The following is a 19,207-nucleotide window of genomic DNA, read 5'->3' as shown; positions in this document are numbered from 1 at the left end:
ATATGAAGTGGTTTTTAGCTGTTGAGAAATGAATAGATCTTGAATAGGATTATATTAAGAATAATTAGTCTCGATACTGATTGCCAACCGCACGGTCCATTGCTTTCGCCTCACGGGCGGATTCAGAATTACGGCCTGAAAATAGCGGTTAGTCAACCGGTTGGTCAATTAAAAAATTATTAAGCGGGGATTTTCTGGTATGAACTTGGCAAATAGAGAGATAAATTGCTTTCCGATGGGAATGATTTGCCGGTGATCCGTGTTTGGAAATGATGTATATTCTGAGCAATTTTCGGATCGTTTTCGTTCCTATTTTTCAACACCCAATTCACTAATTGCCATCGCGACAAACAAATCAATGAAAAGCTACATTGACCTGATTCAGCAGACGTTCGAGTTTCCCACTATGGAGTTCAACGTAGATAATAATGAGTTGCTGTTCAACAATGTACCTCTGATGGATATCATCAAGGAACATGGTACGCCGTTAAAGATCAATTATCTGCCCAAGATCGGAGAGCACATTGAGAATGCCAACATGTTTTTCCGGAATGCCTTCAAGAGACATAACTACAAAGGCACTTATACCTATTGCTATTGCACGAAATCGTCGCATTTCAGCTTTGTGCTGGAAGAGGCCTTGAAGCATAATATCCATATTGAAACGTCGTCTGCGTTCGATATTCCCATTATCCGGGAGCTTTACCGCCGTGGCAAGGTCAACAAAAGCACTTACATCCTCGCGAACGGCTACAAGCTGCCGCGCTACACGCAGTACCTGAGCGAGCTGATCAACGAGGGTTTCAATGTGGTGCCGATTCTGGACAATCTGAAAGAAATTGAATCTTACGAGCAGCAGGTAACCGCGGATTCGGTGCATTTCGGGATGCGCATCGCGACGGACGAGGAGCCGAATTTTGCATTCTATACCTCGCGTTTGGGTATCCGTTATAATGATGTACAGCAGCTGTATAAGGAGAAGATCGAGCCGAACCCTCGTTTCAAGCTCAAAATGCTGCACTTTTTCATTAACACGGGCATCAAGGACAGCGCTTACTATTGGAGTGAATTGACCCGCTTCATGTTCAAATACTGCGAAATGAAGAAAATTTGCCCGGATCTCGATTCGATCGACATCGGCGGAGGCCTTCCGATCCAGACTTCGCTGCAATCGGGCTACGATTACCAGCAGATGATCGACGAGATCATCGAGAATATCCAGTGGATTTGCAATAAAAACAATGTCCCGGTTCCGCATATTTTCACGGAATTCGGAAGCTATACCGTCGGCGAAAGCGGCGCGGTGATTTATGAAATCATCGATAAAAAGCTGCAAAACGACAAAGAGCTCTGGTACATGATCAACGGCTCGTTCATCACGCAGCTGCCCGACTCGTGGGGTATGAACCAGAAGTACATTATGCTGCCGATCAATAACTGGGATAACCCTTATCAAAAGGTCAATCTCGGCGGATTAACGTGTGACTCGCAGGATTTCTACAACAGTGAAATGCACAGCGCGGATCTGTACATGCCGATTTTCGAAGATAACGAGCCTCAGTACATTGGCTTCTTCCATACGGGCGCCTACCAGGAATCGCTCGGCGGTTACGGCGGCATTCAGCATTGCCTGATCCCCGCGCCGAAGCACGTGCTGATCGACCGCGACGATGAGGGCCGGTTGACGACCCGCGTATTTGCGGCAGAGCAAAACAGCGATTCGATGTTGAAGATTCTGGGTTTCAAAGAAGAACCTTTCGGCCCGCAGGACCGCGTGGAAGAACGCATTGGAATCGATGGCAAGCCTAAGGCCGACGATAAAAAGGCCGAGCCGGAAGAGGAACTGGCAGAAACAAAAATCTGATACCGTATATAAAGTTCTTTGAATGAGTTCGTTATTAGTCAGACTAAAACGCTCGTTCAAAGAACTTAATTTTATATTTTTGTAGTGACAAAATCTTATACGAACTGGAAAATGAAAAAGATCTTACTTCTCGTAGCTGTTTGCGGAACATTGGCGGTGGCATCATCCTGCACCAAACACGCCTGCCCTGCTTACGGCTCTGTTCAGAAAACGCAGCCTGCGCCGGTAGTAAAAGCTTAATTACTGCTTCAAAATCAGCCTGGCGGCTTCCAGCAAATTCACAGCGGCATAATCTCCCGTGGACTCTTCTGCATTCGGGATGATATGTACCGTTTTCAAACCCACATTCTTTCCTGCCTCCATATCCCTGTCCCGGTCACCGATCATCCATGATTGCGCGGGATCGATATCATATTTGGCCATTGCCTTTTCAATCAGCAACGAGCCCGGCTTCCGAGACAACGAATTGCCGGAATAGGCGGGGTGATAAGGCGAGAAATATATGTCATCCAGCGCACTATCAGAGACTTTCTGCATGGCTTCGTGGATCGCGTACACATTGTCAGCCGTGTACAATCCCTTCGCAATGCCCGCCTGGTTGGTGATCACAATCAGCAGATAACCAGCTTCTTTCAGCGTTTTCAACGCTTCCGCAACGCCGTCAGGGATGACCAGCTCTTCCAGTTTGTACAAATAGTCCGGGCAATCTTCGTTCAGCACTCCGTCGCGGTCGAGGAATACGCATTTATTCTGATGCAAAGTCATATTTAAAGGGAAGAATACTCTTTCACTGCCTCGATGAAGCACCTTACCTTGTCGGGATCGGTGTCGGGGTATACGCCGTGGCCGAGGTTGGCAATGTAGCGCTGCGTCCCAAACTGATCGACCATATTCTTCACTTCCTTCCGGATCTGATCGTAAGAAGCGTAAAGCACGCACGGATCGAGGTTGCCCTGCAAAGTTTTGTTGGGAACCAGCGCGCGGGATTCGGAAATGTCCATATTCCAGTCGAGGCCTACCACCGAGCAGCTCAGCTCCCCGATTTCCTTCCTGGCAAAGAATGCGCCTTTGGCAAAAACAGTCACCGGCACTTCGGTAATCGCGTCGCAGATCTGTTTGATATAAGGCAGCGAGAAAACGCGATATTGCTCCGGCGAGAGAATGCCCGCCCAGGAATCGAAAAGCTGGACAATATCCGCACCGGCGGCGATCTGCGCTTTCAGGTAAGCGATCGTGCTGTCGGTGATTTGTTGTAATAATGTATGCGAAAATTCAGGTTCGGCGTACAAATGCTTTTTTGCTACCGAAAAAGTTTTGGAGCCTTTGCCTTCCGTCATGTAACAGAAAATCGTGAACGGCGCGCCAGCAAAACCGATGAGCGGCACGCGGCCTGCGAGGCCTTCTTTTGTAATTTTAATGGCATCCAGCACATATTTGAGATCCGTTTCCGGCTCGGCTATATGCAGTTTTTGGAGATCGGCCAATGAATGTACGGTGCTCGGGAAAACAGGTCCGCGTTGTTCGATCATCTCGTAAGGCAGTCCCATGGCTTCGGGGATCACCAGGATGTCGGAAAATATAATGGCAGCATCCACGCCCAGCAAATCTACGGGTTGCAGGGTCACTTCTGCTGCCATTTCAGGTGTGGTAGCCAATTTGATAAAACTTCCGGCCTTCTCGCGAACGGCCCGGTATTCAGCAAGGATGCGACCGGCCTGGCGCATCATCCAAACAGGCGTGCGTTCGGTCTTCTCTCCCCGCGCCGCCCGAAGCAAAAGGTCATTTTTCAGATTCATGCGGCAAAGGTAGGGAGAAAGTGGTTAATCAAAACCTGAAATTCACCCCAACCAGGAAATTCCTGCCGGCTTGCGGGAAGTAGAAATTCTCTTGCGTGAGCGCGCCGCCGGCGATGTAACCGTAGGTGTAGCCATTCGATTCGTATTTCTCGTCCAGGACATTGTTCACCAGCAAATTGAATGCAATTTCATTCGCCCAGCTTGGTCTGATGGTCCAGGAAAGGCGGATGTCGTTCGTCAGGTAGGCGTCCAGTTTGCGGGTTTCGGTGGAGGTGTTGTCGAGATATTGCTTGCCTACGTATTTTGTCAGCAAGGCCAGTTCGAGGTTTTTGCGCAATGAGTAAGTGAATTGACTTCCTACAATCACATTCGGAGAAAAGGAAATATCCGACTTCCCGTGATCGACGGTTTGGTATCCGCCGTTGTCATAATCCACAATGTATTCGGTGAAGTTTTTGATTTTGTTCTGGCTGAATGTCGCATTCGCATTCCATTTCAAATGGTTATTGAAAACCACCGCTCCTTCCAGCTCGATGCCGGTCCGGTAGCTTTTTGGCACGTTCACGCGCACAGAGCCGCCCACGTCGTTGATCTGGCCGGTGAGTACGAGCTGGTTTTTGTAGCTCATCAGATAATAGTTGGCCGCAAATGCCCATTTGCCCTGCTGGGTGCGGAAACCGGCTTCCACATTTTGCAAACGTTCGCTTTTGGGGAAAAGAAGGGCTGTGGAATTCGTGAAATCGTCGCGGTTAGGCTCGCGGTTGCCAACGCTGTATGAGGCGTACACCGAGCTTTGCTCAGCCAATTGGTAAGTAAGGCCAGCCTTCGGATTAAAAAATGAATACGATTGATCAAATGCCAGGTTCACCAGGTTATTGTCGATTCCGTGAATGGCGTGGCTTACGCGGCGGAATTGCAGGTCGGCGAATGCGGTGAGCTGGTCTGTAAATGCGTAATAGACCTTTCCATAAAGGTTAAAATCCTTCTTTTTGCCGGTGTTGAAGTAATACTGGTGCTCGTTTTCGATGTTCCCGGCATTACGTGCCCAGATAATCCGGCCATAATGGTCGCCGTCGTACTGGTTCCAGCCGCCGCCGAAGCTGGCGGTGATCTTTTTAAAACTATTGTAATCAAATGAAAATGTGCTTCCGTAAAAGTAATTATCCAGCCAGCGGCGACGAATCAGATCGGTGCTGGTGAGTGTGTCCTGGCCGATAACAACATTCGGGAGATTGTAACTGCTGTAATCGTCCCCGGCGCGGTATTGTTCGTAATAGCCCAGGCCGCGCACGAGGAATGCATTCAAATTGAAGGTCAGCTTGTTACTCAGATTATGGGAAGAAACTACCTGGTAATGATCCTGGCGGTAGTTATCGACTTCGTTTTTATAAGTATAGGAATTGTAAGTGCGGTTATCGGCATTGAGCAGGTTTTGTGCATCTTTTTCACCCAAACCATTCCTGTCTATATATGCCAGTATCCCTTCCCGATTCCCGCGCAGCTTAGCCTCCGGCACGCCGTTCCACGACTGGTAGGTGCGCTCTTTGCCTGAAAACACATTCACCCTTACAAAGCTCTTTTTACCAAAATACCCGCCGGAAAGGTAGTACGAATGCAATTCCGAAGATGCCCGGTCCACGAAACCGTCCGAAGAAACCCGCGACAGTCGTGCATCGAATGTAAACTTGTCCTTGATCAGCCCGGAGCCGACTTTCAGTGTATTTTTAAAGGTATTGAAAGAGCCGAAAGAATTATTCAACTCCGCGTAAGCCGTTTCGCGGAATGCATTGGTATTGATATTCACCGACGCCCCGAATGCCCCGGCGCCGTTGGTGGAAGTTCCCACGCCGCGCTGGATCTGGATGCTGCTCACCGACGATGCAAAATCGGGCATATTCACCCAGAACACGCCCTGGCTTTCGGCGTCATTGTAAGGAATGCCATTCACGGTCACATTAATGCGCGTTGCGTCGGAGCCTCGTATGCGTATGCCCGAGTAGCCCACGCCCGCGCCTGCGTCGCTCGTGCTCACCAGCGAGGGTGAGAAGTTGAGCAGCACCGGAAGGTCCTGCCCAAGGTTTTGCTTGTCGATCTGCGCGGCGGTTACGTTGGTGTAAGCCATCCCGGTTTTGTCATTCACGCGGGTGGCGTTAATAATCACTTCGTCGGCCTGGTAGGTGCTTTTATTGAGCTTAATTTCCAATTCGTTCGATGCGCCCAGCGCCACTTTGGAAGTTTGGTAGCCGATATAGGAAATGTCGAGAGCGTCGATATTTTCGGAGATGTTTTTTAATGTAAAACGGCCGTCCTTGTCGGTGCTGGTGCCGCGGATCTCGCCGGCCTTAATGGTCGCGCCGGGCAGTGGTTTGCCGTCTTCGGCATCGGTAACACGGCCTGAAACGCTTTTTTGGGCAAAAGAGAGGAGTGAAGTGGCGCTCAGCAGCAGCGCCAGCAGATAGGTAGTAATTTTTCGCATTGCGATATACAATTACAACAGGCAGGGGCCACCTATCTTAAAGTCCGATAAAATGTTAACAGAAAACAGCCGGTTCCGGCTTTCTCTCCCTACGCCGGCATTACCCGGATCAGGTTAAATGGGTATGATCTCAGCCCGTTCGGTAGGGCACCCCTTGAGATTATGTTGCAAAATTAAGGGTTGAGGCGGGATGTTTCAAGCGAAAAGATTTATTGTTTGCGTGCCTGAATTTTCAAAGGGTCTTGGCTTGTATGCCAGATCCCAATTACGACGGCAATTTTTTGCCGCTCGTCAATACGAAAATGAATCATGAACGGGAAGCGCCAAACCAATGCCGTTCGTGTTTTTTTGTAACGAACCGCGTATAGATAGGGGTTTTCACTAATCAAGACTAGCTTATTTCTGATAGCGTGTGTGAATCGCCTGCCCAGGCCCGGTTGCTGCTCGTCATACCAAGTTGCAGTGTCCCGAAGATCCTTCCTGGCACGACTCAGGAATACCGTTTTGTGCATTAAAATTATTAATACAAGTCCTTTTCGATGTCTTTAAATACTTCCTCAGAATCGAATATGTCTTCCAGGCCATTTTCGTATGCTTCGATTCTTTCATCTAACAATCGTTTTTGCCATTCCGGCAAGTCTCCGCTCCCGGCCTTTGCCGACTGTGTGTTTAGAGCGTTCCATTCCGACATTGGGATGAACAGGCTTTTGGTAAAGCCACTGCGCTCAGGTAAATATTGGAGTTTCATAATTGCTAGCTTGATAATGTCGCTTCTTGCTTTGAACAAAGATAACGAAAGTTGGTCAAGCCTTTAAATCCGTTGTGCGCCCGATTTTCTATCGGTTTTCCTTAATTTTACTTATCTTATTACTAATATCTCCATCAAGATTTTTCCAAAATATGCCTGACTATACAGACACAACCGATATCAGCCCCTCCCAACACGCCATAGACCTCGAATACCGCTACGGTGCGCATAACTACAAACCGATGCCGGTAGTGATCGAGCGGGGGGAAGGAGTTTTTTTGTGGGATGTGGAAGGGAAGCAGTATTTCGACTTTCTCTCGGCGTATAGTGCGGTGAGCCAGGGGCATTGCCATCCGAAAATCGTGAATGCGATGATCCAACAGGCACAGAAGCTGACGCTCACTTCGCGGGCATTTTACAACGACCGCTTAGGCGAATCCGAGAAGTTCCTGTGCGAATATTTCGGGTACGATAAGGTGCTGATGATGAATTCCGGCGTGGAAGGCGGTGAAACGGCATTGAAACTGACCCGCAAATGGGCGTATAAAGTAAAGGGTATCGAACCCGGAAAGGCCAAGACAGTGTACGCGGCCGGTAATTTCTGGGGTAGGACACTGGCGGCGATTTCTTCGTCCACAGATCCTTCTTCCACCAACGACTACGGCCCCTTCCTGCCCGGCTACGAGATCATTCCCTACAACGACCTCGGCGCACTCGAAAACCTGCTGAAAAGCGATCCGAATATCGCCGGTTTTATGGTAGAGCCCATTCAGGGTGAAGCGGGCGTGGTGGTGCCGGACGCGGGTTACCTGAAAGGCGTGCGGGAGTTGTGTACAAAATACAATGTCCTTTTTATCGCCGACGAGGTGCAAACCGGCATCGGGCGCACGGGCAAGCGCCTGGCGTGCGACTGGGAGGGCGTGAAACCCGATATTCTCGTACTCGGAAAAGCATTGTCGGGCGGTACCATGCCCGTTTCGGCTGCGCTTGCCGACGACGAGGTGATGCTCACGATCGCTCCGGGCGAGCACGGTTCTACCTACGGCGGAAACCCGCTGGCGTGCGCGGTGACGATTGCTGCCTTGCAGGTGGTGCAGGACGAAAACCTGGCCGAAAATGCCGAACAAATGGGCCGGATCTTCCGGCACAGAATGCAGGATCTTCAAAAGCAATGTTCTCTCATCGAAAGCGTTAGAGGGAAGGGGCTGCTCAATGCGATCGTGATCGACGACACCGAGGAAAGCAGCACAGCAATGGACCTTTGCTACAAAATGATGGAAAAAGGATTGTTGTGCAAGCCTACACATGGCAATAAAATCCGCTTCGCGCCGCCGTTGGTGATCGATGAGGCGCAAATGGACCATGCCTGCCGGATCATTGAAGAGGTGTTTTTAGAAATGAATGGAGATTTATGAAAAGAAGAATTTTCCTGCCTGTCATTTTGCTGGTCGCATTTGCTTTTTCGTGTAAAGAGAAAAATGCAGAGCCCAAGAACGAAACAGAAACCAACCAGTGGATTTATGCCAACATGAAATATTGGTACTACTGGACGGACCAGATCACCGCATCGCCCGACTACAACAAAACGCCCGGCGATTTTTTCAACTCCCTGCTCTATAAATATGACGCAACGGCCCGCCCGGACGGCGACCGGTTCTCATGGATGCAGGAAAGCGCGAAAGAACTCGAAGCATCGCTCGGAGGCGAATCGAAAACGAGTGGGATGGAGTACAAGCTGGTGTATTTTCCGGCCAATACCAGTAATGTGGTAGGCGTCGTACTATATGTGATTCCCGGCTCTCCGGCCGCGCAGGCGGGCCTCGTGCGGGGCGACGTGTTCAGCAGTGCCAACGGCCAGAAACTGACGGACGCCAATTATTCGAAGCTGTTAAACACGGAAAACAAAACTTCCTACACCCTCGCGGACATCAAGGACGGCACCTTGAAAGAGACCGCCACCGTCAGAGAAGTAACGCCCATAGTATTGCAGGAAGATCCCGTGTTTTTTGACACCGTTTACACCATCGGGGCCGATAAAATCGGTTATGTCGTTTACCATCAGTTTATTCCGGAGCCATTCAAAGCGAATAACCAGGCTTATGACAAGAAACTGGACGGCATTTTTTCTGAATTTAAAAACAGCAATATCAATGCGCTGGTGGTCGATTTTCGCTATAATCCGGGTGGTTATGTGAGCTCAGCAACGAACCTGGCGAGCCTCATCGGCAAAGTCTCGGCCAATGACATTTTCTATTACAAAGAATACAACAAGCAGGTCACCGAAACGAACCTGAAAAAATACGGCGAATCGTATTTCTACGATAAGTTTACCGCCAAAGCGCAGAATGTAGGCAGCAATCTGAAAGAGCTGGTATTTCTGGTATCGTCGCGCTCGGCTTCTGCCAGTGAGCTGGTGATCAACGGATTAAAGCCATTTATGAATGTGACGCTGGTGGGTGGCAGGACAGTCGGCAAGAATGTAGGCTCGGTGACGATCAGTGATGAAAAGAAAGGCATTAAAGTTGGCCTGCAACCCATCGTTTCGAAATCATTGAATAAGGACAAAAAATCGGATTACCATGTTGGTTTCGAGCCGGATGTGAAGGTGAGCGAGGGCAATATCCTGTTTCCTTACGGCGATCCGCGCGATCCGCTGCTGGGCGAGGCGCTGTTCCGGATAACGGGCACGCATGTGGTGCGGCAGGCCCGGAACGCCCGCGTATTGCAGGAAGAAGAGGCCAACGAACTGGTGTCAACGATCAGTCGCAAGGCGGGCGGCAGCAATATGTTCTTCGACAAATAGCGGCCGGTCGATAAATTTTTAAGAATGGTGCGAGAACGGCTTACAACTGTTCTCGCACCATTTTTTATTGCTATTTTTACAGACTTGCGTATTTCTAACTAATTGACCTTTATGAAGCTGGTAAACGATATGACTGTCTGGTTTATGAAGCGGCGCTTCGAACGGATCGAACAGTTTATGAAGTACCCAATTGAAACCCAGCAGCGTATATTTTCCGAACTGATCGAAACGGCCCGCTACACCGAATGGGGCAGCCGCTACAACTACGCGCAGATCAAATCCGTTCAGGAGTTCCAGGAACAGGTGCCTGTTTCGGCCTATGAGCAATTGTACCCGTACATTGAGCGGGTTTTGAAGGGAGAACCGAATGTGCTCTGGCCGTCGCAGATCGAATGGTTTTCAAAATCGTCGGGCACCACCAATGCAAGAAGCAAATTCCTGCCCGTTTCCCCCGAAGCACTCGAAGAATGCCACTACGAAGGTGGCAAGGACATGATGACGCTGCTCATTAACAACCGGCCGGACACGCGTGTGTTCGACGGGAAGGGGCTATCCATCGGCGGTACTTTACATGCCAATCCTTTTGACGATTACACGCAGATCGGCGATGTGTCGGCGGTAATTATGCAGAACCTGCCTTCATGGGCGGAATTCATGCGCACGCCGCCCCTGGAAGTGGCCCTGATGGACCACTGGGAAAGCAAGCTGGACAAAATGGCTTCGATTTGCTCGCAGGAGAACGTGACGAGCATTCTCGGCGTGCCTACCTGGACAATCGTGCTGCTCGACCAGATCCTCGAACGCACCGGCAAGAAGAATATGCTAGAAGTATGGCCCGATTTTGAGGTTTTCGTGCACGGCGCGGTGTCATTCGAGCCCTACCGTGACCTGTTCATGACCAAGTATTTCCCTTCCGACCAGGTGCTATACCTCGAAACATACAGTGCATCGGAAGGCTTTTTCGCGATTCAGGACGATGTCAACCGGGTCGGTGAAATGCTGCTTATGCTCGACTACGGCATTTTTTACGAATTCATACCCATTGAAGAACTGGGCAAAGAGCATCCGAAAGCGCTGTTGCTGAATGAAGTGGAAGTTGGGAAAAACTACGCGATGGTGATCTCGACCAATGCCGGCCTCTGGCGCTATCTGATCGGCGATACCGTGAAATTTACGTCGGTTTACCCCTTCCGCGTGAAGGTAAGCGGGCGTACGAAGCACTTTATCAACGCATTCGGGGAAGAAGTGATCGTCGAAAACGCCGACCACGCCATTAAGGTAGCGGCGCACCAAACGGATGCATTGGTAGCGAATTATACAGCTGGTCCCGTGTACATGGGCGACGGCTCGCGCGGCTGCCACGAATGGATCATCGAATTCACGAGGGAGCCGGCCGACCGCGAGGCGTTCGTGCAGGTGCTGGACAATGCATTGCGCGAGGTGAATTCGGATTATGATGCCAAACGCTATAAAGACATGGCGCTCACCCGCCCGCAGGTCCATTTTGCCCCGGCCGGCACATTCTACGCCTGGATGGGCAGGAAGCACAAGCTGGGCGGCCAGAACAAAGTGCCGCGGTTGAGCAATACCCGCGAATACCTGGATGATCTGCTGGCCAGTTTGTAGTACTTCGGCAGTCGGCTATCGGCTGTCGGACTTTTCAAGCCATAATTTTACCCAAAACCGTATTCGATAGCCGAAAACCAACGGCCGAAAGCCGAAAGCTGACAGCCGATAGCCGCCTATGATTCCCAAGCGCTTAAAAATAAAAGGACTTTACTCTTACCAGACCGAGCAGGAAATTGATTTCGATCCATTGACGGACGCATCCCTGTTTGGCATCTTCGGCTCGGTGGGAAGCGGGAAATCGTCCATTCTCGAAGCAATCACATTTGCATTGTACGGCGATACAGAGCGGCTCAACAAATCGGGCGACGACCGGACGTACAACATGATGAACCTGCGGTCGGACGATCTGCTGATCGATTTTGAATGCATTGCAGGCAAAAATGCGGACCGTTACCGGTTTACCGTGCGCGGAAAACGGAACAGCAAGAATTTCAAGGATGTAAAGACATTTGAAAGAAAGGGCTACATATGGCAGGAAGAGGACTGGGTGCCGCTCGCGGAAAATGAATCGACCGAAAGCATTATCGGCCTCAGTTATGACAACTTCCGCCGGACCATCATCATCCCGCAAGGCCGCTTCCAGGAATTCATCGAGCTGAAAGACGCCGAGCGGACGCGGATGATGAAAGAGCTTTTCCAGCTCGAAAAATACGACCTCAGCCGCAATGTGGGTTCGCTGAGTAACCGCAATAACCTGGCATTGTCCAATGTGGACGGCCAGTTAATGGGCCTCGGCGAAGTAACGCAGGAAATGCTTGCCGAAAGCGAACAGCGGTTGGAGCAGATCAGGCTGCAAATTCAGCAGGTTAGCGCCGAACTGAACGTGCAGACGGAGCTGGAAAGTAATTTGCAAAAGCTCAAACTCGCAGGCGAAAAGACCCAAATGCTCCAAAACCGGCTCGCTACGCTGGATTCCCAACGAGCGGCAATGCAGGAACGCGAGGCGGCATTAAAGACTTTTGAAACCTGTTCCCTGCATTTTAAATCGATTTTTGACCAGAAAAACAACCTGCTGACAGCCATCGCACGCGACGAACGCATTTCATCCGCGAACCAGGCGAAGCTGACCGAACTGGCCGCTTTACTCGAAAAGCAGCAGGAGACATTGCAAATGCTTAAACCGCGCTTTGAAAAGCGCGAGGAACTGCTCGCCACCGCCGAGGAATTGGAAAAGGTCATCCGCATTATCGAACATTCACAATCGGTTATCAAACGGAAAGACGCATTACAGCGGGGTGAGGAGCATTTGAAGGAACGGGAAAACGCTATTGAGCTGCAAAAACAACAAAAGCAGGAGCTGGAAGCCGCAAACGAACAACGCAAGGCCGGACTGGGCGACGTGCTCGAAATGGGGCTGGTGAAGTCGTGGTTTGTGAAAACAGACGATCTGATGGCGGATCGCCAGTCGATCAAAACAGAGGCGGAGACGCTTGCGGCGGAGATCAAAACGCTGACGGAAGGCCTCACGCAGCGCTTGCAGGAGATTACCGGCGAATTCGGAATTCCGTTTGATGGTGAAATGCTGTTGGAAAATTTTCAAAAGCGCATTACTAGTTATTTGGAGACTTGTGAAACTGACCGGAGGGAATTGAACCGGCAGTTGTTGCATATCAATACCCGCGTTGCCTTGCATCGATATGCGGGTAACCTGGAAGACGGAGCCCCCTGCCCGCTCTGTGGCTCGCTGCATCATCCCGAGGTGCTCATCGCCGACGGTGCATTGTCCGCGGAAACAGCGGCGATCGAGAAGCGGTTGAATGCATTGGACGAAAAAGAGCGGTTGCTGAGGAAGCTGCAATCGCCGATCGAGCGTGTTTTTAACCAGATCGAAAATCTTGAGAGACAGAAAACATCGATCAAACAACGCTATGCCGACGCGCAGGCGAAATTAAAGGCCCACGATGAAGGATTTGCGTGGCCAGCATTCAACAAAGCCGATCGCGAGGGTTTCGACAAACGTTTCGCGGAAAGCAGCCGCGTGCAGGGCGAAATCAAGGCAGGAGAAACGATTTTAAAAGGTTTAACGGCGCAAATAGAAGCTGCATTGACCGAAAAAGCCGAGAAAATCGAAAAGCCGCTCCAAGTGTTGAAAGATGAGATCTTAAGATTTGAAAATACCGTACAAACGCTTTCGGAGCAGCTGTCGAGGGTGAGCCTGGCGGATTTCGCAAATGCCGACAAGGCGGATATTTCACTCAAAATCAATGCATTAAGAACCGATTACACGCAGCTCTCGGCGGCATTCGCGGACGCTGAAAAGCAGGCCGACGCGCTGGAAAAAGAGCGGAATACGCTTTCAGGCAGCCAGGCTGCAATGCTTACCGCATTGGAAGGAAACCGGGCCGAACTGGTGGCCGTGCAGGTAAAAATTGATGAACAACTGACCGCCTACGCATTCGAATCGGAGGCGCAGGTGGCGGAAATATTGCAAAAGCCGCTCCGGATCGAAACCGAACGGCAGGCGATCGACGAGTTCAGACTGGCATTGGAAACGACGAATGCCGAGCTGAAAAACATGCTGGAAGACCATGCCGGCGAACAATACGACGCGGCCAGGCACGAGGAAGTTATCGCATTAAAAATTGCATTGACCGAAAACCTGAATGCGCAGCGGAAAGAGGAAGGCAATATTGGCGGCAGGCTGAAACAAATGGCGGAGGACCTGGCTAAAAAAGCGGCATTACTTGCCGAAAAAGCCCGTTTGCAGCTCAGGAAGGAACATCTGGACGATCTGGCGAAGCTCTTCCGGTCCAGCGGTTTTGTGGATTATGCATCGAGCATTTATCTGCAAAACCTCATCCAGGCCGCCAACCACCGTTTCCATCAGATGACCCACCAGCAGCTGCACCTCGAACTTGGCGAAGGTAACAGCTTTTGGGTCAGGGACTTGCTCAACGGCGGACACATGCGGCTGCTGAAAACGCTTTCCGGCGGGCAGAAATTCCAGGCTGCACTGTCGCTCGCGCTGGCGCTGGCCGACCATATTCACGTCAGAAACGAGTCGAAACACAACTTCTTTTTCCTGGACGAGGGTTTTGGATCGCTGGACAAAAACGCATTGCAAACCGTTTTCGAAACGCTCAAATCGCTGAGAAAGGAGAACCGAATCGTGGGGATCATCAGTCACGTGGAGGACCTGCAACAGGAGATCCAGACGTACCTGCGCATTACCGAAAGCGAAGAAGGCAGCCGGATCGTACCGAGCTGGAAATGAGAATCGCACATTAAATGTATATTTGGCTCTATTTGTCCAAGCCGTCCTATGCTTTTGGAAAACTTTTACGGTTCGTCTCTACTTTGGATTGAAGCGCAACTATCGGGTAAAAACTGGTTGTGGAAGCTCACATTTTTTGCGGTGGCTGTGTCGCTCTTTCTCGCGTTTCCTCCCTATTCGTTACTCCTCCATCATTTGCGCAACGACGGCGTGAGCCTGGATGCCTGGGTATTTATCCAAAACCAGGCGCAGGATCTGCTGCATCCGAAGGACATGGACTACGATATCCGGCGCGAGAATATGATTTTCCGGTGGACATTGCCGGTATTATCTTTTCTCACCGGGCACAACGTGCTGCTCATTCTGATCATACAAGGCGTGCTGGGCGTGCTGTTTTTGTACAAACTGGCCGCGTTTGTGCATTCGGTGTCGGGCGACAAGGTTATAACAGCGCTGTTCGTGACGGCAATGGCCAATATTTTCGTGGGCGTGTGGGCGTTTGCGGATGTGCACGGGTATGGCGATGAATATGCTTTTTTCTTCCTCCTGCTGGCATTGCTGAGCAAGAATCCGCTGGTGATATTCCTTTCACTCCAGATCGCTTTTTTTACCGACGAACGGGCCGTGGTAGCGGGTGGTTACCTGCTGTTGTGGTGGATGGGAACCAAAGCCTACCGCAACAACAATTTCGGTGTGCCGGCGCTGCTGAAATCGGCATTTACGGGTGAAAGCCTCGTGGTATGGATCGCCTGGGCGATCTACTTCACGATCCGCGAATATGTGCAGATGACCTATTTCCCGGGCCATTCCTACTCCACGATCGGCACGCCCGTGTTGCTCGCCAATGCGCACCGTAATGGCCTGGGAAGCAGCATGTGGGGAGCATTCGAGGGCACCTGGCTGATCCTCATCTCCGCATTTGCCGTGCTTTGCCTGACCCGCCGCTACTGGCTCCTGCTGGCGCTGATGGCCGGTTTTGCCGTGCTCGTCGCGACGGGGATTTACGTGCACGACATTGACCGAGCGTTATCCTACGGTTTTCCATTCATTCTCCTGGCGGTTTTCATACTCATCGAAACGTCCTCCACTTCTACCGTGCGGCTCATTCTCTTTTTCACAATGATCATCTGCGTGAGCCATCCGCAAGTGTTTTACATGGGTTACAACAAAATACTCTGGCTGGAACCGCTGCCCATTAAAGTGTTCATGCTGATCGACCATCGCATGCAATGGGGGCTGTTCGGGTAGGGGCCGGGTTGTTTATTTTCGTCCTTTCCCAACCAATGGCCGGTAACAATGGTCAAGGCGAGGGGCGGGTTGCAGCGGGAGTAGTTTTGCATTAAATGATCGTTAAGCCTTGCCGGTGTGTAATCGATTTTTTTTACTGTGCGGTATTTTTGTATTTTGAGAAAAAAATGTCTGACATTTACTAAAAGGTTACTTCTGAGAGAGCTTCGCACACCAGAAAGAGTTTAGCCACACCCTAACATTCAAGAAATTTCGATATGCCGCTATTAGTTGAGCTGGATACATTTAATACCGGATCGGGTAACCTCACAGTCTTTGAAAAAATAATCCCGGGGACGATCAAACGCGTTTTTTACATTTACGGCGCGGGAGAGACGCAACGCGGCGGTCACAGGCACCATAAAACATGGAATGCGCTGGTGTGCATCCACGGAAGTTGTCGTATATACTCCAACGATGGTGAAAAGGAAGAAATCTTCACGCTGGATAACCCTGTATCGTGCTTGATCCTCGAACCGAAGGACTGGCATATCATGGATTCCTTCTCCGATGACGCGATCCTGCTGGTGCTGTCCAATGAATATTATGACAAAGCCGACTATATCGACGAGCCCTATCCGCTGAACCAGCTAATCCAGACCGTCTTTCAATGATCCCGTTTCTGGATTTAAACCAGGTAAATGCCCCTTATCTGCAAGCGATCGAAGATGCGTCCCTCCGCGTGATCCGCTCGGGATGGTACATTCTGGGCAACGAGTTGAATTCGTTTGAAAAAGCATTTGCCGAATATTGCGAAACGGAGCATTGTATCGGCGTTGCCAATGGCCTGGATGCGATCACGCTCATATTACTGGCGCTGGACCTGCCGGCCGATGCCGAGATTATCGTTCCCGCCAACACCTACATTGCCTCGGTACTGCCCGTCAGCTACCTGCATCTCAAACCCGTTTTTGTAGAACCCGACCCGCACACGATGCTGATCGACCCCGCGCGGATCGAACAGGCGATCACGCCCGCGACGAAGGCCATCATTACCGTGGACCTCTACGGACGAAGCTGCGAAATAGCCGCTATCGTCGACCTGGGCAGAAAGTATAAACTGAAAGTGATCACCGACGCCGCACAGGCCCACGGCGCTACGCACACGGGCAGGAAAGTAGGCGCGTGGGCGGACGCAACGGCATTCAGTTTTTATCCTACCAAAAACCTGGGTGCATTGGGCGACGCCGGGGCCATTACCACTGGTGACGCTGCATTGGCAGAAAAAATCCGATACCTGCGGAATTACGGTTCCGTTATCCGTTACCAGAATGAATATCAGGGTGTGAATAGCCGCCTCGATGAAATGCAGGCTGCCATCCTCGGCGTAAAGCTGCCTTATCTGGATGCCGAAAACACCCGACGGAGGGAGATAGCGGCCCGTTACCTACGCGAATTACAATGCAGCGACTTAATGCTTCCGCCCGGCGACAGGATCGACGAGGACGCGTGGCACCTGTTTGTAGTGCGGCACCCGCGGCGGGCCGAGCTGGTTGCGTACCTGGAAGCGCGCGGCGTGCAGACGAACGTGCATTATCCGCAGCCCATTCATAAACAATTGGCTTACAAAGAATTTAAAGATTTACATTTGCCGCTGACAGAGCAAATTCACGAACAAGTGATCAGCTTGCCGCTCAACCCGGTTATTACCGACGACGAGGTGGCTTACATCATACAAACCGTCAATCAATTCGATCGCCAATGAAGTTATCGGTCATCATCCCGGTTTACAACAGCGAAAAAACCATCCGGCCGCTGATCGAAAAGCTACAAGCGACTCTTTCACAAATATCATTTGAAATCGTGATGGTCAACGACGGCAGTCGTGACCGCTCCGAGCAGGTTTGCCGGGAACTGTCGGCGACATACGAAAATGTCCGGTTTATTTCGCTGCGCAGGAATTACGGGGAGTTCAACGCGGTAATGTGTGGCCTCAACTGGGCCTATGGCAACTACTGCGTCATGATCGACGACGACTTTCAGAACCCGCCCGAAGAGATCTTGAAGCTCGTAGAAACCGCCGAAGCCGGGGATTATGATGTGGTGTACACCTATTATGCCAAAAAACAGCACTCCATCGGTCGGAATGCGGGCAGTCGGTTTGTGAACTGGCTCACGAGCTATCTTCTCAACAAGCCCAAAGACCTGTATTTGTCGAGTTTCAAGCTCATCCGGCAGGAAGTAGTGCAGGAAATTATCAAATACCACGGCCCTTACCCGTACATCGACGGGCTGATATTCAGGATCACGAGAAACATTGGGACAGTGCAGGTGGCACACCAGAAACGCGAGGAGGGGGCATCCAACTACACGTTGCACAAACTCATTTCGCTGTTTTTGAATATCCTGTTCTGCTATTCTTCACTTCCGATCCGCCTTTTCGTGCCCATTGGCGTGGGGTTGTTCAGCCTGGGATTTTTCCTGCTGATCTTCCTTACCATCCAGTGGATCATCGGTCCTGACCCCAAAGGCTGGCAGGTCGTCACGGCCACCATCCTGTTCATCGGCGGCATTCAATGCATGCTGCTGAGCGTGCTGGGCGAATATATCGGCAAGAGTTTCATGGCCCAAAGCGGTCAGCCGCAATATGTGATCAAATACAACAGCTCCGAAAACGTATGATCGACAACCGGCTCGAATACCAGCGCATGTACGAAACCGAGCGGAAGTTGTGGTGGTACAAAATCCTCCACGGCAAGGTTTTGAGCCAGATCCGCAGACATTTCCGGGCCATGGACCCGGAGCTGAGCATACTCGATGCTGCTTGCGGCACCGGTGGGCTGTTGTGGTTTTTGGTTGAAAATGGTTATTCCAATGTGCGGGGCTTCGATTATTCGCAGCATGCCATCGACTTCTCCAAAGAACGCGGCCTGAATGTGGTCTTCGGCGATCTTCGTGATGTAGCTGCATTCGAACCCGGGCAAACTTTCGACATCATTACCTGCAACGACGCGCTGTATTTTCTGAGCGACGAGGAGATCGTCCGCGCATTAGCCGCATTCAAAGATCGGTTGAATCGGAATGGATTGATTATCATTAATATACACGCATTTGAAGCCTTCTCCGGCACCCACGACCTTGCCGTTGGAAGCTCTCGCAGGTTCAGGTTAGCGCAGTTTGAGGCCTATTCCAAAGCGGCGGGGTTGAAGATCGGGTACAATACTTACTGGCCATTTGCGCTTTCGCTGCCCATTCTGCTCGTGCGGCAATGGCAAAACTACCGTATCCGCAATAAAAAGATCAATGTGGAGGAGCTCGATTCGGACGTTGAATATCCGGGCGACGCCATCAATACCGTATTAAAGGCCGTTACCCAGGCCGAATCCGCCATCCTGGGCAAAGCACCATTCGGCAGCTCGCTTTTCATGACCCTGCGACAAGCCTGATCCA

At 50.9% G+C, this 19,207-nt stretch carries 16 protein-coding genes and 1 riboswitch; of the genes, 11 read left to right on the top strand and 5 right to left on the bottom strand.

Going from position 1 to position 19,207, the window contains the following annotated elements; translation table 11 throughout:
- Window positions 1-358 precede the first annotated feature (358 nt).
- Entirely contained in the window at window positions 359-1,864 is a 1,506-nt protein-coding gene (locus DFER_RS16960) for a type III PLP-dependent enzyme domain-containing protein (RefSeq protein ID WP_015812881.1), read from the top strand.
- A gap of 111 nt (window positions 1,865-1,975) precedes the next feature.
- Window positions 1,976-2,104 carry a hypothetical protein gene (locus DFER_RS30725; protein WP_262485284.1) on the top strand — a complete coding sequence of 43 codons (129 nt, stop codon included), beginning with the start codon at window positions 1,976-1,978 and terminating at the stop codon, window positions 2,102-2,104.
- Here the strand turns inward: DFER_RS30725 and DFER_RS16955 are convergent, their stop codons facing one another.
- The 5 genes from DFER_RS16955 to DFER_RS16935 form a co-directional block, all read right to left on the bottom strand.
- On the bottom strand, window positions 2,105-2,629 hold the full coding sequence (locus DFER_RS16955) for a D-glycero-alpha-D-manno-heptose-1,7-bisphosphate 7-phosphatase (protein WP_015812880.1): 525 nt from the start codon (window positions 2,627-2,629) through the stop codon (window positions 2,105-2,107). It lies immediately after the preceding gene.
- A gap of 2 nt (window positions 2,630-2,631) precedes the next feature.
- Window positions 2,632-3,660 carry a uroporphyrinogen decarboxylase gene (gene hemE / locus DFER_RS16950; RefSeq protein WP_015812879.1) on the bottom strand — a complete coding sequence of 343 codons (1,029 nt, stop codon included), beginning with the start codon at window positions 3,658-3,660 and terminating at the stop codon, window positions 2,632-2,634.
- Window positions 3,661-3,688: 28 nt separating this feature from the next.
- Window positions 3,689-6,136: a TonB-dependent receptor gene (locus DFER_RS16945; protein ID WP_015812878.1), complete on the bottom strand. Its 2,448-nt coding sequence runs from the start codon at window positions 6,134-6,136 to the stop codon at window positions 3,689-3,691.
- A gap of 70 nt (window positions 6,137-6,206) precedes the next feature.
- Window positions 6,207-6,301, bottom strand: a riboswitch (TPP riboswitch).
- A gap of 44 nt (window positions 6,302-6,345) precedes the next feature.
- Entirely contained in the window at window positions 6,346-6,648 is a 303-nt protein-coding gene (locus DFER_RS30925; protein WP_015812877.1) for a type II toxin-antitoxin system RelE/ParE family toxin, read from the bottom strand.
- Window positions 6,649-6,656: 8 nt separating this feature from the next.
- Complete coding sequence (locus DFER_RS16935; RefSeq protein ID WP_015812876.1) at window positions 6,657-6,884, bottom strand: addiction module protein; 228 nt, start codon at window positions 6,882-6,884, stop codon at window positions 6,657-6,659.
- A gap of 152 nt (window positions 6,885-7,036) precedes the next feature.
- Between DFER_RS16935 and rocD the strand changes: the two genes are divergently transcribed.
- The 9 genes from rocD to DFER_RS16890 all read left to right on the top strand — a co-directional run bounded on the left by rocD (window position 7,037) and on the right by DFER_RS16890 (window position 19,203).
- On the top strand, window positions 7,037-8,299 hold the full coding sequence (rocD, locus tag DFER_RS16930) for an ornithine--oxo-acid transaminase (RefSeq protein WP_015812875.1): 1,263 nt from the start codon (window positions 7,037-7,039) through the stop codon (window positions 8,297-8,299).
- On the top strand, window positions 8,296-9,687 hold the full coding sequence (locus DFER_RS16925; RefSeq protein ID WP_015812874.1) for a S41 family peptidase: 1,392 nt from the start codon (window positions 8,296-8,298) through the stop codon (window positions 9,685-9,687). The genes rocD and DFER_RS16925 overlap by 4 nt, the downstream gene beginning before the upstream one ends.
- A gap of 111 nt (window positions 9,688-9,798) precedes the next feature.
- Window positions 9,799-11,313, top strand: coding sequence for a GH3 auxin-responsive promoter family protein (locus tag DFER_RS16920; RefSeq protein ID WP_015812873.1), 1,515 nt, complete (start codon window positions 9,799-9,801; stop codon window positions 11,311-11,313).
- A gap of 118 nt (window positions 11,314-11,431) precedes the next feature.
- On the top strand, window positions 11,432-14,530 hold the full coding sequence (locus DFER_RS16915) for an AAA family ATPase (RefSeq protein ID WP_015812872.1): 3,099 nt from the start codon (window positions 11,432-11,434) through the stop codon (window positions 14,528-14,530).
- A 48-nt stretch (window positions 14,531-14,578) separates the two neighbouring features.
- Window positions 14,579-15,778, top strand: a complete 1,200-nt coding sequence (locus tag DFER_RS16910; RefSeq protein WP_015812871.1) for a hypothetical protein — start codon at window positions 14,579-14,581, stop codon at window positions 15,776-15,778.
- 257 nt (window positions 15,779-16,035) lie between these two features.
- Window positions 16,036-16,431: a sugar 3,4-ketoisomerase gene (locus DFER_RS16905; protein ID WP_015812870.1), complete on the top strand. Its 396-nt coding sequence runs from the start codon at window positions 16,036-16,038 to the stop codon at window positions 16,429-16,431.
- The gene (locus tag DFER_RS16900; protein ID WP_015812869.1) at window positions 16,428-17,522 is read left to right on the top strand and encodes a DegT/DnrJ/EryC1/StrS family aminotransferase; all 1,095 of its coding nucleotides are present in this window, start codon (window positions 16,428-16,430) and stop codon (window positions 17,520-17,522) included. The genes DFER_RS16905 and DFER_RS16900 overlap by 4 nt, the downstream gene beginning before the upstream one ends.
- Window positions 17,519-18,439, top strand: a complete 921-nt coding sequence (locus tag DFER_RS16895; protein ID WP_015812868.1) for a glycosyltransferase family 2 protein — start codon at window positions 17,519-17,521, stop codon at window positions 18,437-18,439. Before DFER_RS16900 ends, DFER_RS16895 begins: the two co-directional genes overlap by 4 nt.
- Window positions 18,436-19,203: a class I SAM-dependent methyltransferase gene (locus tag DFER_RS16890; RefSeq protein WP_015812867.1), complete on the top strand. Its 768-nt coding sequence runs from the start codon at window positions 18,436-18,438 to the stop codon at window positions 19,201-19,203. The genes DFER_RS16895 and DFER_RS16890 overlap by 4 nt, the downstream gene beginning before the upstream one ends.
- Window positions 19,204-19,207 lie beyond the last annotated feature (4 nt).

Source organism: Dyadobacter fermentans DSM 18053, from assembly GCF_000023125.1.
Classification (GTDB): domain Bacteria; phylum Bacteroidota; class Bacteroidia; order Cytophagales; family Spirosomataceae; genus Dyadobacter; species Dyadobacter fermentans.
Note: the sequence above shows the minus strand (reverse complement) of the source record. Positions and strands in the feature narration are given on the sequence as shown.

What these genes read in the sequence shown, in the direction of transcription:
- DFER_RS16960 (WP_015812881.1), top strand. Translation starts at nt 359, where the DNA reads ATGAAAAGCTACATTGACCTGATTCAGCAGACGTTCGAGTTTCCCACT.
- DFER_RS30725 (WP_262485284.1), top strand. Translation starts at nt 1,976, where the DNA reads ATGAAAAAGATCTTACTTCTCGTAGCTGTTTGCGGAACATTGGCGGTG.
- DFER_RS16955 (WP_015812880.1), bottom strand. Translation starts at nt 2,629, where the DNA reads ATGACTTTGCATCAGAATAAATGCGTATTCCTCGACCGCGACGGAGTG.
- hemE (WP_015812879.1), bottom strand. Translation starts at nt 3,660, where the DNA reads ATGAATCTGAAAAATGACCTTTTGCTTCGGGCGGCGCGGGGAGAGAAG.
- DFER_RS16945 (WP_015812878.1), bottom strand. Translation starts at nt 6,136, where the DNA reads ATGCGAAAAATTACTACCTATCTGCTGGCGCTGCTGCTGAGCGCCACT.
- DFER_RS30925 (WP_015812877.1), bottom strand. Translation starts at nt 6,648, where the DNA reads ATGCACAAAACGGTATTCCTGAGTCGTGCCAGGAAGGATCTTCGGGAC.
- DFER_RS16935 (WP_015812876.1), bottom strand. Translation starts at nt 6,884, where the DNA reads ATGAAACTCCAATATTTACCTGAGCGCAGTGGCTTTACCAAAAGCCTG.
- rocD (WP_015812875.1), top strand. Translation starts at nt 7,037, where the DNA reads ATGCCTGACTATACAGACACAACCGATATCAGCCCCTCCCAACACGCC.
- DFER_RS16925 (WP_015812874.1), top strand. Translation starts at nt 8,296, where the DNA reads ATGAAAAGAAGAATTTTCCTGCCTGTCATTTTGCTGGTCGCATTTGCT.
- DFER_RS16920 (WP_015812873.1), top strand. Translation starts at nt 9,799, where the DNA reads ATGAAGCTGGTAAACGATATGACTGTCTGGTTTATGAAGCGGCGCTTC.
- DFER_RS16915 (WP_015812872.1), top strand. Translation starts at nt 11,432, where the DNA reads ATGATTCCCAAGCGCTTAAAAATAAAAGGACTTTACTCTTACCAGACC.
- DFER_RS16910 (WP_015812871.1), top strand. Translation starts at nt 14,579, where the DNA reads ATGCTTTTGGAAAACTTTTACGGTTCGTCTCTACTTTGGATTGAAGCG.
- DFER_RS16905 (WP_015812870.1), top strand. Translation starts at nt 16,036, where the DNA reads ATGCCGCTATTAGTTGAGCTGGATACATTTAATACCGGATCGGGTAAC.
- DFER_RS16900 (WP_015812869.1), top strand. Translation starts at nt 16,428, where the DNA reads ATGATCCCGTTTCTGGATTTAAACCAGGTAAATGCCCCTTATCTGCAA.
- DFER_RS16895 (WP_015812868.1), top strand. Translation starts at nt 17,519, where the DNA reads ATGAAGTTATCGGTCATCATCCCGGTTTACAACAGCGAAAAAACCATC.
- DFER_RS16890 (WP_015812867.1), top strand. Translation starts at nt 18,436, where the DNA reads ATGATCGACAACCGGCTCGAATACCAGCGCATGTACGAAACCGAGCGG.